Here is a 13,803-nt window from a genome sequence, read left to right as displayed (position 1 = left end):
CGAAGGAATAACGCGGCATGGCAGTCGATACAGACGATGAATTTCAAAAAGAGTTAATTGCGCTGTTTGCCCAGGAAGCGCAGGAGTGGTTGCAGCAGATTCATGTGGCCCTTGATGAATTGCAACAAGGGCCTCCGGCTGACCGTCACCTGAAATTGGCGCACACCATCAAGGCCGGATTGGCAAATCTTGGCGGGTCCGCCGCAACGATTAATCTGCACGACGTCGAGCAGGCCAGTTTCTCCGGCCTTCCCTTGGTTGAGGCGGTAGAGGATCCGTCCGTCCCTCTCTCGGCCTCCGCTTTTTTGGCGCTGTGCAAACAACTGGGGCAGATTCACGATGCGCTGACCAGGGCGACCGGTGTGGCGTTTGATCCTGAGTCCGCAACAGAAGAGGTGGGGCCCGTCACGGTGCCGGCACAGGAGTTCCTGGCCGCGCTCTCCGATCTGATCAGTCGCCTGGGCGGCGGTACGGCTATGCCATGCCACGTGACGACAACAATCATGGCACAGATTGACGGAATGATGAGAAATGGAGTGACGCATTGTGACGCTGCGTCGCTACGTGAGGTGCTAGCGCGCGGTGCCGAGGTCGAGCAGGTGTATGCAGAGACGGTTCAGCGGCTTGGACCGCTCGTAGCCGACGGCATCGGAAAGATGGCACAAACGTCTATCGGTCAATGGAAAGAGGTATCCGGCGAGTGGAGTGCCGTGGCAAATCACGCGTCTGAACTCTGGTCTGTCTCTCAACAGGTGAATGCGGTCGACGCGATGACGTTCTTCACCGGGCTGCAGAGCTTTCTCACGATTGCGATGGAACAGCGGGTGACGCTCCCGGCTGCTCAGTTTAAGAAGGTGGAGACCCGGTTGCGTTCGATGGCTTCGATCATTCACGCGTGGGCAGAGGCTGGGCGACGAGAGCGGGGTGCCATCGAAGCCTTATTGCCCGCGGCGTAGCGGTGATCCCGTACCGCTGTGTTTCGCCGACCATTGAATCTTCCCCAAACCGGTTCCTTCGCAAGGCGAAGATGGAATGGAGCCCGATGTGTTGATCGCTGAGCCCGAATCGTTTACGTACGAACAGCATTGGGGGCTGCAGGCCCAGCCGTTTGAGAATGTTCCCGATCCGCGCTTTTATGTCCCCTCGGTGAAACATGAGGAGGCGCGGCAACGGATTTTGTATGGGATTCAGGCTCGAAAGGGCGCCGTGATGTTGACCGGCGAGATTGGAAGCGGGAAGACCCTCCTGAGCCGTGCGCTGATTCTCAATTTACCGAGGTCGAAATACGATGTGGCCTTGCTGGCAAACCCTTCTCTCCCGGAAAAGCAATTTCTTGGCGAGATTCTCTATCAATTCGGATTGCCGGTCGGTGGATCAAAAGCGGTGCAGCTGAGGCGCCTGAATGAGCATTTGCTATCGAACGCCAGGCAGGAACTCGATACGGTCCTCGTCATCGACGAGGCTCAGACCATCCTTGAGGATCGGATCTTTGACGAGGTTCGGCTCTTGATGAATTACCAGATGAACGATCGGTTTCTGTTGACGCTCGTGTTGCTTGGCCAGCCGGAACTTCGAGAACGGGTGGCGCGTATTCCGCAACTGATGCAACGGATTGCGGTTCGGTATCATCTGGAGCGGTTTGACGTCGAAGAAACGCAGACCTATATTCAGGGCCGATTGGCTGCGGCAGGGTGCCCGCGGAGGCTCTTTACCGTGGATGCGGTGGAAGCGATTTATCGACACACGGGCGGCGTCTGCCGCTTGATCAACGCGCTCTGCGATCTCTGCTTGTTCAGCGGAGCGCAAGGAAAAGTGGATTGCATCGATCAGACGCTGGTTTTGCACGTCGCAGATCCGCGTTAAACCGACCAAATCGGGTTGGGAAGAAGGGGAGAACGGGTTTCCATGACATGGTATAGGGACGCAGAAGCCGAGCTGACCCTTGTTGCCTCGGCCATACAAAGCCAACGGACCATTCAGCTCGATCGACTCGAGGCTTTAGCAGCCTCGCTGGTCGCATCGTTGAAGCGCAGCGATGAATTGATCGTCATGGCGCTCTCCAGTCCGTCGGGATCGCCGCTCTTGACCAACCTCGTGAACGTGGCCGTCGTGTCGACGAAGGTGGGGATGGGACTGGGATACTACGGACGCGAATTGGAGCGTCTGGCGCTGGCCGGGCTGTTGCACGACATCGGATTGTTTGCGGTCCCGCAATCGCTCGTTACGAAAGCCGGCCGACTGACGGCGGACGAACGGACGTTGATCGAACAGCATCCAGAACTGGGGTTCGAGGCGATCAAGCGATCGGGGCCTGACTACACCTGGTTGGCGGAATTGATTCGCCAGGCTCATGAGCGCACCAACGGATTGGGGTATCCGAATCGGTTGAAAGGGCGCCAAATCGGCGAGATGGCGCTGATCATCGGCGTCTCCGATGTGTTTGACGCGATGATCAGCGAACGGCCGTATCGCCCCAGGCTTTTTCCGCATGAGGCGATCAAAGAGTTGCTGGTGGCAGAGCGAGCCACGTTTCCGCGGGAGATGACCAAAGCGCTGGTCGAGCAGCTGTCGGTGTACCCGCTCGGCACCACCGTCCGACTGACGACCGGAGAAACCGGGATAGTGGTGGGAGTGAATGTGCAGTACCCATTACGGCCGATCGTGGAGGTCGATGAATCGGGAGAGGCGGGTCACGTCGAGAGTCGGCACATCAATCTTAGTTTGACTCCTCTGGTGAGCATTATCGAAGCGCTCAAGGCTCCCGTGGTCGGTCGTCTTACTTTTGCGCCTGAGGTTCCGAGCGTGGCCGTGCCGGGGGCGGCGTCTGATCAGTTTACGTCGCTTCTAGAGAGCCTGGACGCCATTGCGACTGCCATTCAAGGCGTCGTGGAACATGCGCGGCATCCTGGCGCGGTGGTCGGGGGAAAATCTGAAGCTGTCCCTGGTCAAGAGGCCGTGGCGGAGACGCCGGGTCAGGATGATGCCGGCTTTGACAAGGAAGTCGTGGGCTTATTTGCGCTAGAGGCGCATGAGTGGCTGGCGCAAATTCAATCGGCGCTCGCACGGCTCAGTGCCGATAAAGAGGGGCCGGTTCGTTCGCATGTTTACGGGATTGTCCTTAACGGCATTACGAATCTGGCGAAGTCTGCGGGCACGGTGCACCTTGATGAGATTGAATCGATGGCGACGAACCTGCTGCCCGCGCTTCGTGACGTCGGCGGAGCAGAGACGGCCGTTGCTTCCGAGTCGTTGCGTCAGTTACACCACGGCTTGAATCGCGTCGTTGCCGCGGTCCGGCAGTTGGCATCCGTTCCGTCCCAGAGCGTAGCGGGAGATGAACGGATATTCGGCGCCGGGGAAGCATCCGTGGTGCACGCGGAGGAGATGGATGCTGTCGAATGTGTGGAGACGGCCACGCCTAACCTCCATCCCAGCGGACCGAACAGCGAATGGTCCTCGCTCCCGTTATTAAGTGCGTTACGTGAGCTCCAGAAGGCTCGATCGAGATCGATGCAGCCGGCCCGCGATATGTTGGAAGCGGTGATCCATCGGGCCGAAGAAGTGGGTGAGGCCGAACAGCCGGTCGATGTGGCTACGATCGAGCGTATCCTTCGCGACTTGGACCGGCAGGATAATGAGTTTCTTCAGGCCGTTCACTTGCGCGTCCCGAAAATGACGGAGGCGCTTGCATCGCTTCGGGCGCAGGCCGCCAGTTTCGTCACGGCGTCTCAGCTTGATCCCATTCTTGACCATGTCGAGTTCTTGCATGATCAGGCGAAATTGGTTCAGGCGATGACCATCATGATGTTTCTCCAAGGGTTGAAGTCGTTCTTGACGGTCACGGCGTACCGAAAGGTGACATCGTTACCCATTCGGCTCGAAGCTCTTGAACTGCGCTTGAAGACGTTAGTCCCCATGGCTGAGCAATGGGTGAATCTGGGGCGTCTTGAGCGAGCCACTATCGAGGAAATCCTTCCTGCCTGAAATTTCTTTCCACGCACATTTTTCGAACTCGCAACGTATTGATATCACGCACTAGCTCTATGGCTAGTGGTTGGGCATTGCCACGAGCGGACGCTGCGTATCAATTTGATATCAATGAAGAACTCATGCCTAAACAATAGGCACTGAGGTGGCGGTGGCACCTGTGATGCTGGTTGGCCTATCATCCACATGGATATCCACAGGTCACACACAGATTTTGTGGACATGCGACTCTCCTGTTTCGCGGGTGGTCTTCTGAATGCCGCTGTAGGCTGGAGTCTGCCGCGATGAAGGGCGGATCGTGGTATCGGGAGAGGGGAAACCGATCGATCGGCATAGTCCGCTAAGCGGACAGGGAGGTTTGGCAGTTCAGACGTGAAAAGGGGACGTTGATCCTGCTGATCATGAATGTTAGAAGAAGAACGACAAGCCTGTCGCGATAAATACCGCACTGCACTCAGATGATCCCGTCTTGTGCCGCTGCGGCTCTTCGGAGGGGCAGTTGTCGTGGCGGGGGCTTAGAAATGTTGCTGATGGTATCGGATCTGTGTCTCATCGAATGAGGTGATTGTGCCCAAGCTGATTACTGTACAACGGCCGGAGCAAGTTACGAAACACGCGCATGACTACGTCAAGACCTACATTCTCATTCCTTCTGGGTTGGTCGGTTTGGTCAGTATGCTCGGTGGAGTCGCAGGACTAGGGTATCAACTGTTTGCCACCGATCAGTATACCTGGGGAACCTTCCTTCAGAGCACGGGGCTCATTGCATTGGGTGCGGCGCTGGGGTTTGCCCAGTCTCTCTACCATTCCTATCTCTTGCGATCGTTTCCAGAGGTCCTGGCGGCTCGTATACGCGTGGCTACGGCCAAGCAGAGTAAGAAGGGGGCCAAAGTTCCTGAACCGCCTGCCTTGGAGCATCCGGGGCGTTCGTTGATCCCGATGGCGTATATGCTCGGTGCAGGGGTCATGCTTGGAGGGTCGTGGCTGGCGCTGTCAATCGGACAGGTCTCGATTGTTCCCGCCATTCTCTTGCCATGGGCCGGGTTCTATTGGGCGCGGTTGTTTTTCTGGCGGGGCCGCGTCTAGCAGGATCCTGAAAAGGTAATTAGACCGGTCCGAATCAACAGAGGCTACTTGCGGGCGCGTGCCGACGGCTTCTTTGACGGGCGGGGCGTCTGGGCAAGCTGGGTTTCCAGTGTTGCCACTCGCTGTTCCAGGCTCCTCACCAGCTGGCGGAGCTCCGGAAGTCTGGGAATGACGGCTTGTGCTTTCATCCAGGTTTCGTGTGGCATGACCGGCGCTCCGGAGACGATCTGATTGGGTTCAAGGCTCCGATTGACTCCGGCTCGGGCGGCGATCATGACCTGATCCCCAATCGTGATGTGATCGGCCAATCCGGCCTGCCCCCCGATCATCACATGCTGTCCGATGGTCGTGCTCCCGGCAATGCCGACCTGCGCGACGACGATGGAATGGGCGCCGATCGTGACGTTGTGGGCGATCTGAACGAGATTATCCACCTTCGTTCCGGTCTGAATGCGCGTGTGCCTCATCCGCGTGGTCGCGCGGTCGATCGTCACGTTGGCTCCGATTTCCACATCGTCTTCGATCGCCACTCCGCCGAGCTGGGGAATCTTCACGTGTCGTCCCTGATCCTGCGCATACCCGAAGCCATCTGAGCCCACCACGGTTCCGCTATGAATGATGACACGGGCGCCGATGGAGCACCCTTCGCGGATCACGACATTGGGGTAGAGGATTGAATCGTCTCCGATCGTGGAGCCGGATCCCAGAAAGACGCCGGGATAGAGGGTCACGCGGGCGCCGACTTTAGCGCGATCACCAAGAGTCACAGACGGCCAAATAGATACCTCCGCTCCAATCTCGACATCCTGGCCCCTGGTGAGATCCGCTGCAATGCCACGCGGGAGAGATGGCGGAGTCAATCGTTGAGCCACGCGGGCCCAGGCAAGCTTGGGATTCGTCACGACGATGTGGGGGATCGACAACTCCGGCAGGTGACGATGCGCGAGCAGTGCGCCGGCCTTGATGCCGGCCGGTATTTTCAAGTCCTTGTCGCTGCTCACGAAAGCGATGGCTTCGGCTGTGGCATCCGGAAGGCTGTCCACTGTCGTAATGGGAGTCGTCCCATTTCCATGGAGTTCCCCTCCGACGAGCTGATGAACCTGATTGAGCGTCAGCGTGATCGAGGGGGAGGGCGTGCTCATGACTTCGCCTTTCGTTTCGTGGGCGACTTCGTCGCCGTTGGCTTGGATGCCTTCTTGGCGACCGGCTTCGCCGGTGCCAGACGTCCTTCGACGTAGGAAGCGACCGAGCCAACGGTGGCCAGGCCGACCAGGTCCTGGTCGGGGATTTGAAGGTCGAACGTTTCTTCGATCTTGTAGAGCAATTCAATCACCGCCATGGAGTCCAGGCCGAGGTCATCGCGAAGATGGTGCGAGGCTTTGATGGTGCTGGCGTCTCGTTTGAGATATTCTGAAAGAGCCTGGATAATCTTCTCGACGATCACTCGGTCAGCCATGGTGTCATTCCTCTTGGTCGGGAGTCGCTTAGGCACGAAATTGCTTCAAGACGACTGCAGCATTGTTGCTGCCGAAGCCGAACGCGTTCAGGAGCGCGGCTCGAATCTTCTTCTCTTGTGGATCGCGGCTGAGGCCGCCCAGCCGGCAGTCAGGGTCAGGATCGTCATAATTGGCGGTGGGATGGATGTGTCCCGTATGAATGGCCAATGTTGTGGCGATGGCTCCGATCGCGCCGGCGGCGCCCAGGGTATGGCCAACCAGCGATTTGGTCGCGCTGATGGCGATTTTGTCCGCGCGATTCTTAAACAGCGCTCTGATCGCTTTGGATTCGACGGCATCGCCGATGTTGGTCGATGTGGCGTGGGCGTTGATGTAGTCCACTTCCGACGGGCTGACATCAGCGGCCTTCAACGCCAGCTTCATAGTGGTGGCGACTTCCTCGCCGTCTTCGCGGGGGATGACCATATGATAGGCTTCGCTCGTCGCGGCATAGCCGGCGAGTTCAGCATAGACGCGGGCTTTGCGCTTCTTGGCATGGGCAAGCGACTCCACGATCAGCGCGCCGGCGCCTTCTCCCATCACAAATCCGTCCCGGTTCCGGTCGAACGGGCGGGAGGCCCGCTCCGGTTGGTCGTTGAATTTGCTGGAAAGCGCGCGCAGCGAACAGAACCCTGCGAAGACGAGCGGGGTAATGCTCGCATCGGCTCCGACGACGATGACCGCATCGGCTTGTCCGGTTCGAATGCAGTACCAGGCCTGGCCGAGCGCATGGGCGCTGGATGAGCAGGCTGTTGAAATCGTAAAGTTGGGCCCTTTCGCGCCGGTGGCCATCGCGACAATTCCGGACGCGGAATTCAGCGTGATGACGGGGATAAAGTTGGGATGAACGCGGTGCGGCTTCTGATGCAGATAGAGTTGCGTAATTTCCCGTTCGCCCATCACCATGCCGCCCATACCGGCTCCGACAATGACGCCAACTCGATGAGGGGATTCCTTCTCCATGTGCATGCCTGAATCGGACAACGCCTCGCGGCTTGCCGCAAGGGCAAACTGCGCGTACCGGTCGACACGGTCGCCAAGCGAGGAACCGATGTGCTGTTCAGGGGAGAAGTGTCGGATTTGTCCGGCGACCTTCGACCGGTAGCCATCCATGGGAAACGGGTCGAAGGATGTAATCGCTGAAATGCCCGACTGTCCCGCCATGGCCGACTTCCAGAAGGTGCTCACGCCGATGCCGATCGGCGATACCACCCCCAGGCCTGTAATTACGACCCGACTAGCCACGCGTCATACTCCTTATTCACACAGGTTCGGTCACTACTTACCGGAAGGTCTGCGTGCAGTCAACCGGTGTCAGTAGCGTACTTTGAGCAGGAGGTAGAGGCCAAAGCTTGCAAAGAGCAAATTGGCGATCCATCCGGCCAGCATGGGGGCGAGCAGCCCGCCTCGTCCTAGGGCGATCGCAATGGAATGTGTCGTCCAATAACAGAATCCCACCACGAAGGCCTGGCCAATCCCAACCGCCATGGTGCCGCCGCGGACGCCGCTTCGCCGGAGGCTGAGGGCAATGCCCACGATGACCATGATGACCGCGACGAAGGGAAAGGCGAGACGCCCATAATAGTCGGTCAGCAGGCGGGCAAATGAACTGCCTTCGTTCTTGAAGCGGCTCATGTATCCACGAATATCTCTGATGGTCATCGTTTCGGAATCTCCGGCCAGCCAGGTCGAAAAGTCGTCGGGAATCAGCGACAACTCGACCGGTTGCTGTCCGAATTGGACGAGCGCCACCGATCCGTCCGGGTGGAACCGCCGCTGGTTTCCGTTCTGAAGCATCCATCCGTCCGGGGTATAGGTCGCGGTCGCGGCTTCCGTCATGCGGTCTAATCGAAACCCGTTTTGAAAATGGTAGAGATGCACCCGATGGAGAACCGCTCCGCCGATCTCGACCTCTGCGACGTGCATCAGGCTGTCCGATCCCATGCGGATCCAGGGGCGAGGCGCTTTGACGGCCATGGGGGCCGGCTTCTTTTCGATGCGGATGAGCCTGATCTCCTCGGCTTTTTCTAAGGCCAGCGGAATCACCGTTGAGCTGAAGCTCAACAGGATCAAGGAAATGCACGCGGCGAAAATAAGGAAGGGGGAGGCAATCCAGGTCAAGCTGATCCCGCAACTTCGCATGGCGGTAATCTCATTGTTGCGCGCGAGGAGTCCCAGAGTCAGGAGCGTCGCCATGAGGATTGCCAGCGGGGTGATCTGAAACGATATCGCGGGAGTCTTCAAGACAAAATAGGTGAGGACGTCGACCATGTTGGCGTCGAACTTGAGAAAGCGGCGGACTTTTTCGAAAAAGTCGATCACGAGATAGATCGTCATCAGCCCTGAAAAGCACATCAGGAAGATCTTGGCGTACTCGCGAAGAATATAGCGAAAGAGAATCGTCATCGGGCTTATTCGTAGCTCATTTTCCAGAACAGCCAGGCGGTGAGGAGCGTAAATAATCCATTCGGCATCCAGGCGCCGGCAAACGGGGAGATCCAGAGCGTGGTGACGAGGAATTCGCAGGCGATATTCAAAATATAGTACGCGACGACGATCAGCACGCCGACGGCGAATCCGCCCATCCGTCCCGATCGCTTGGAGACAATGCCGACCGGGACGCCCAGTAAGCAGAACACCAGCGAGGCGGTCGGAAAGGCCAAGTCTTTGTAGTACTCCATCAGGCGACGCAAGGCTTGCGTGTCCTTCCCTTGGCTGGCAGTCAGTTGGGCTTGAATCGAAGCGTAGGTCGGACGCTCTTCAGTCGTGGCATACCCGCTTTGGTTCAGGCTCATCTTCAGGTCGTAACTGGTAAACGAGACCTGTTGATATTGATCGACGACATCCGGCTGGCTATGAATGACGCCGTTCACGAGTCGAAGTGCGACCTGTTCATGCTCAGGATCCATGAGGACCTGAAAGTCATCGGCCACGATAATGCGAGGCTCATCAGGGCTGCGCTCGTCCGATATGAAGATGCCGGATGTCGCCTGCCCGGATCCGCTATCCGGAATATAGATCACTAATTTGGGAACAGGTTCATTGAACGTGCCTCGTTCCAGGGCCAGCACCAGTTGGTCTCGAAGGAGGTTGAGCGCGACTTTCTTCAGATTCACCGAACTCCACGGCTGTCCCCATTGGGAGAGGACGAGCGTCAAGGTAAAGACCGAGAGGGCAAATAAGAGGACCGGCTGGGTGAGCCGGTAGAGGCTCAGTCCCGCGGCCCGCATGGCCACAAGTTCCTTGTCGAAGGAGAGGCGTCCGAAGGCCGTGATCGAGGCGATAATGCCGGCGATGGGCAGCGTCAGGACCAGGAACGACGGGAGGAGGGTCGCGAAGACTTTCAGTACAGACCAGAGGCCGACGCCTTTTGACACCAAGAGCTCGACGAGACGCAGAAGCTCTCGCGTGAGCATCACGAAGCACAACGCCCCCAGGCTCAGCCCGAACGGGGCGAGGAGTTCTGTGAAAATATACCGGTCGAGTAGTGTTCGTAGAATCACAAGCGTAACGGTCGTGAGCGCGTTGCGGCACTATAGGGCAGTCGTGCGACCTTGTAAACCGCGTGCGGATATGGCCCGGGCCGAATGCGTCCCTTGACAAGGTGAAAGTGCTGTGGTACTTCCACTTCGCTTTATCATTTCACCGATGGGTTCTGTGCGTGATTCAATTTTTCTGCAGACGCCCGTCAGTCGATCTCCTCACTTCTCTCTTTCTGTTCATCGCAATCATCTGTGTCTCTGTACGGCGTGTTTGGCAGACTGCGTAACTACACGTAGTCATTGAGAAAAGGAGGATCTTGTGAAGACCAAAGGAACAGTGAAGTGGTTCAATGATCGGAAGGGTTTCGGCTTTATCCGATTGGATAGCGGGGATGATGTCTTTGTGCACTATTCAGCGCTTCAGGGCGATGGCTTTAAGACCTTGAAAGAAGGCGAACCGGTTGAGTTCGACATCGTGCAAGGAGCGAAAGGGCCGCAAGCCGCCAACGTGTTGAAGGGCGAGCTGTCCGCGTAAAACTCTGCATAGACCGCTAGGGTGGGGGCGTGTTTTCTTCAGGGAAAACACGCCCCTTTCGTTTCTGCCATTTTCTGGACAAAACCTATTGAGACTGTTAGCGTTTGCCTATTCTTCTTCATAGAGGTCTGTCTTGGCCCTTGATCGGACAAAAGTTCTCCAAAGTGCGCAGTTGTTGGCCGCTAAAGGCCAGTACGACGCGGCTATTGCTGAGTGGCGGAAGCTGGCCGGAGAAGCTCCGAACGACGGCAGTATTCACAACTCGATCGGCGATCTTCATCTCAAACGCAACGCCGTGCCCGAAGCGATCACGGCGTTTCTTCAAGCGGCGGCCGGCTTCCGATCGGAAGGCGCAACGCTGAAGGCGATCGCGACCTACAAAAAGATCCTTAAAGTCGATCCCACCCGGTACGAAGTCTACCGCCATCTCGGTGATCTCAATGCGGAACGTGGTTTGTTGAGCAGTGCGGTCCAGGACTATCTCACGCTGGGGAAGTATTACCTCAAAGAGCGAAAAGGCAAAGAGGCGCTGGAGGTCTATAAGAAGATCGTCAGCCAGGATCCATCGAACCTCGACGCTCAGCAGCGTGTGGCGGAGCTGTGCCTCCAAGAAAATCTTCAGGACGAAGCGACCAAAGTCTATCTGCAACTCGGGCGGGAGCGATCGGCGCAGGGCCGCTACGATGAGGCGAAGGATGCCTATCTCGCCGTGCTCCGGATCGATCCGAAGAACAACGAAGCCGCTCAGTTTGTCGAGGGTGCGCAAAAAGGCGGGGCTGCTCCGGGAAAGCCCGCAGCGTCCGGCCATATGGCCACCATGGCGAGCAGGCCGTCGGAGCCGTTAGATTTGTTGGCTGAAGCGACGCGCCGGATGGATGAGAAACAGTATGCCGGAGCTGAGGCGATCCTCAACCAGTTGCTGACGCGGGAACCGGGAAATCCGCAGGTGTGCCAATTGCTCGCGCGGCTCCATCTGCAGCGCGGCGACGTGCAGGTGGCGTTGGGAGAGTATCGCTTCCTGGCCGGCGCCGCACTCCGCGCGCAGGATTATCCATTGGCCGAAGCGCTGGTCTCGGAGTTCCTGGCTGCCGAGCCGAATTCGGTTCCCCTCATTGAATTGTCGGCAGAACTCTTCGAGGAAAAAGGCGATTCCGCTGCTGCCGCACAGCAGTATGCGAGGGCGGTGGAGCTGTTATTGCTTCATCCCGAAGCAGGGATGGAGAGTTTGCACGAGGAGCTCTTTGAGAAGGTCAAGCTGCTTGCCTCGGACTCCGACTTGGTTACACGCCTGACCGTCCTTATGGGTGGTGAGGCTCCGGTTGAGCCTGCGGGTGTCGTCGAATCAGTCGTACAGTCTGTTGCGGAAACGGTCGCTCCGGAGCCGGTCGCATCGCCGTCGGTCGTCGAGTCTCCGGAATTCACATTAGACGGAGCGGTTCCTGACGATCATTTGTTTACCGTCCCGCGCGCGGTGTCGTCCGAGGCCTGGCAGATTCCCGTCAATGACGCGATCCCGGATGGTGCTCCGGTATCTCTGAGTGCGAGTGAGCCATCGGTCGATGACGGATCATCAGCAGCGACAATGGCGGCAGCGGAGACAGAGACGTCGCGTCCCGGCGCCTGGCTGACGAATGCGCCTCCGGAGATACCGCAGGCGGTTGAGCCTATCTCCATTGAGCCGATGGCAATCCCAGCTGTCATGGCTGAAACAGCATCGGTGCCGTCTGCGGAACTGCCGCCAGACTATGAGGCGCATTTCACCTTGGGGATTGCCTACAAGAATATGGGGCTCTACGAAGACGCGATGGACGAGTTTCATGTGTCCAAGTCAGCCGATTCGTTCTATCTGGATTCCTGTCTCATGACAGCGCTGTGTCTCAAGGACCAGCGTGCATATGCGCAGGCGATTCGCGGCTTGGAAGCGGTCCTGTCTGATCCTCGCTGCCAGGGAGCGAAGGGGCAGGCGATTCGCTACGAGCTGGGGATGTTGTATGAAGCTGAATCGCAGTGGGGGAAGGCCGTCACCACCTACCAGATGATTCCGGCATTCCATGATGTTCCGCAACGGCTGGAGTTCCTCCGAGGCAAGGCGTCATCTGCCCAGAGTGAGTTTCGCATCGCCAGCTAGACTCCCCGAATGACCGGATTCAGCGGAGCCCGGCCTCCAAGTACGGCCGCAATATTTTCCACGCAGATCATTCCCATCTTCAAACGAGCGTCCAGTGTTGCCGATCCAAGATGGGGCAACAGCACGACGTTCGAGAGCTGTTCCAATCCAGACAGAATCACCGGTTCGCGTTCGTACACATCCAACCCGGCTCCGGCAATCGTCCCTTGTCGCAAGGCGACGAGGAGGGCGGCTTCGTCGACGACCGGTCCGCGGGACGTGTTGATCAGAAAGGCGGTGGATTGCATCATGGCCAGCTCGCGCGATCCAATGAGATGGCGCGTCGCCTCCGACAAGGGCACGTGCACCGACACGAAGTCGGCCTGCGTCAGCAGCTCTTCCAATGGTCGGTGAGTCCAGGTTGTGACACCGGATGGAGGGGGACAGGGCCGACGGCTGGCATAGATCACCGGCATACGAAACCCTTGCGCGCGCAAGGCGACAGCCTGCCCGATCCGACCCATGCCGATGATGCCCAGCGTTTTTTCTGTGACATCCGTCCCCAGCATTTGAGTCGGCGCCCATCCCGGCCAGGTCCCGGAGCGGGCCCATCGGTCGCCTTCCACCACATGTCGTGCGACTGCCAGAATCAGGGCCCAGGTGAGATCCGCCGTCGCATCCGTCAGGACATCCGGCGTATTCGTCACCACGATCCCGCGGCGCGTGGCGGCGGCCACGTCGATGTTGTTGTATCCCACCGCATAGTTCGCCACGATCTTCAGGCGCGGCGCTGCCGCGAGCAAGTCGTCGGTGATCGGATCGGCCAGCGTGCAGATGACGGCGTCGGCTTCGGCAAAGCCGCGGCGTTGCTCGTCTGAGGAAGGCGGCTGATCTGTTGGTTCAGAAATGAGCCGGTACTGCTGTCGTAGCGCAGTCATCACCGGCTCAGGGAGTATGCGGGTGACGTAGACGAGCTTGGGTTGGGTCATCGGATGACGGTGAACGGACTCACGGCAGGGCCTGATACTTCTGTCCCGCAATGCTTCAGACGGATCCGGCGCGTCATGATCGCGGAGGGTAGGGCGAGGGAGGTGCAAAGTCAAGCAACGA

General features: G+C 58.3%; 12 protein-coding genes. 6 read left to right on the top strand and 6 right to left on the bottom strand.

Going from position 1 to position 13,803, the window contains the following annotated elements; translation table 11 throughout:
- The first annotated feature begins 17 nt into the window (after positions 1-17).
- The 4 genes from Q8N04_10565 (at position 18) to Q8N04_10550 (ending at position 5,073) form a co-directional block, all read left to right on the top strand.
- Complete coding sequence (locus tag Q8N04_10565) at positions 18-956, top strand: hypothetical protein (GenBank protein ID MDP3091114.1); 939 nt, start codon at positions 18-20, stop codon at positions 954-956.
- A 76-nt stretch (positions 957-1,032) separates the two neighbouring features.
- The gene (locus tag Q8N04_10560; protein MDP3091113.1) at positions 1,033-1,863 is read left to right on the top strand and encodes an AAA family ATPase; all 831 of its coding nucleotides are present in this window, start codon (positions 1,033-1,035) and stop codon (positions 1,861-1,863) included.
- A 42-nt stretch (positions 1,864-1,905) separates the two neighbouring features.
- The gene (locus tag Q8N04_10555) at positions 1,906-3,984 is read left to right on the top strand and encodes an HD domain-containing protein (protein MDP3091112.1); all 2,079 of its coding nucleotides are present in this window, start codon (positions 1,906-1,908) and stop codon (positions 3,982-3,984) included.
- A gap of 570 nt (positions 3,985-4,554) precedes the next feature.
- On the top strand, positions 4,555-5,073 hold the full coding sequence (locus tag Q8N04_10550) for a hypothetical protein (GenBank protein ID MDP3091111.1): 519 nt from the start codon (positions 4,555-4,557) through the stop codon (positions 5,071-5,073).
- Between the two features lie 44 nt (positions 5,074-5,117).
- On the opposite strand, the gene lpxD is transcribed toward Q8N04_10550, so the two are convergent.
- The 5 genes from lpxD to lptF all read right to left on the bottom strand — a co-directional run bounded on the left by lpxD (position 5,118) and on the right by lptF (position 10,072).
- Positions 5,118-6,215 carry a UDP-3-O-(3-hydroxymyristoyl)glucosamine N-acyltransferase gene (gene lpxD, locus Q8N04_10545; protein MDP3091110.1) on the bottom strand — a complete coding sequence of 366 codons (1,098 nt, stop codon included), beginning with the start codon at positions 6,213-6,215 and terminating at the stop codon, positions 5,118-5,120.
- Entirely contained in the window at positions 6,212-6,529 is a 318-nt protein-coding gene (locus Q8N04_10540) for an acyl carrier protein (protein MDP3091109.1), read from the bottom strand. Before Q8N04_10540 ends, lpxD begins: the two co-directional genes overlap by 4 nt.
- 28 nt (positions 6,530-6,557) lie before the next feature.
- A complete protein-coding gene (fabF, locus tag Q8N04_10535) occupies positions 6,558-7,814 on the bottom strand; it encodes a beta-ketoacyl-ACP synthase II (GenBank protein ID MDP3091108.1) in 1,257 nt (418 codons plus the stop codon).
- 69 nt (positions 7,815-7,883) lie between these two features.
- Positions 7,884-8,975 carry an LPS export ABC transporter permease LptG gene (gene lptG, locus Q8N04_10530; protein MDP3091107.1) on the bottom strand — a complete coding sequence of 364 codons (1,092 nt, stop codon included), beginning with the start codon at positions 8,973-8,975 and terminating at the stop codon, positions 7,884-7,886.
- A 5-nt stretch (positions 8,976-8,980) separates the two neighbouring features.
- A complete protein-coding gene (gene lptF / locus Q8N04_10525; GenBank protein MDP3091106.1) occupies positions 8,981-10,072 on the bottom strand; it encodes an LPS export ABC transporter permease LptF in 1,092 nt (363 codons plus the stop codon).
- 298 nt (positions 10,073-10,370) lie between these two features.
- On the opposite strand from lptF, the gene Q8N04_10520 reads away from it, so the two are divergent.
- Together Q8N04_10520 and Q8N04_10515 are read left to right on the top strand one after the other, a co-directional pair.
- Complete coding sequence (locus Q8N04_10520; protein MDP3091105.1) at positions 10,371-10,586, top strand: cold shock domain-containing protein; 216 nt, start codon at positions 10,371-10,373, stop codon at positions 10,584-10,586.
- Positions 10,587-10,719: 133 nt separating this feature from the next.
- Positions 10,720-12,714 (top strand): tetratricopeptide repeat protein, encoded by a 1,995-nt coding sequence (locus Q8N04_10515; protein ID MDP3091104.1) that lies wholly within the window; start codon positions 10,720-10,722, stop codon positions 12,712-12,714.
- Here Q8N04_10515 and Q8N04_10510 read toward each other — a convergent pair.
- Positions 12,711-13,631 (bottom strand): D-glycerate dehydrogenase, encoded by a 921-nt coding sequence (locus Q8N04_10510; protein MDP3091103.1) that lies wholly within the window; start codon positions 13,629-13,631, stop codon positions 12,711-12,713. The two genes, Q8N04_10515 and Q8N04_10510, sit on opposite strands and share 4 nt — an antisense overlap.
- Positions 13,632-13,803 lie beyond the last annotated feature (172 nt).

The organism is Nitrospira sp., assembly GCA_030692565.1.
Taxonomy (GTDB): domain Bacteria; phylum Nitrospirota; class Nitrospiria; order Nitrospirales; family Nitrospiraceae; genus Nitrospira_D.
Note: the sequence above shows the minus strand (reverse complement) of the source record. Positions and strands in the feature narration are given on the sequence as shown.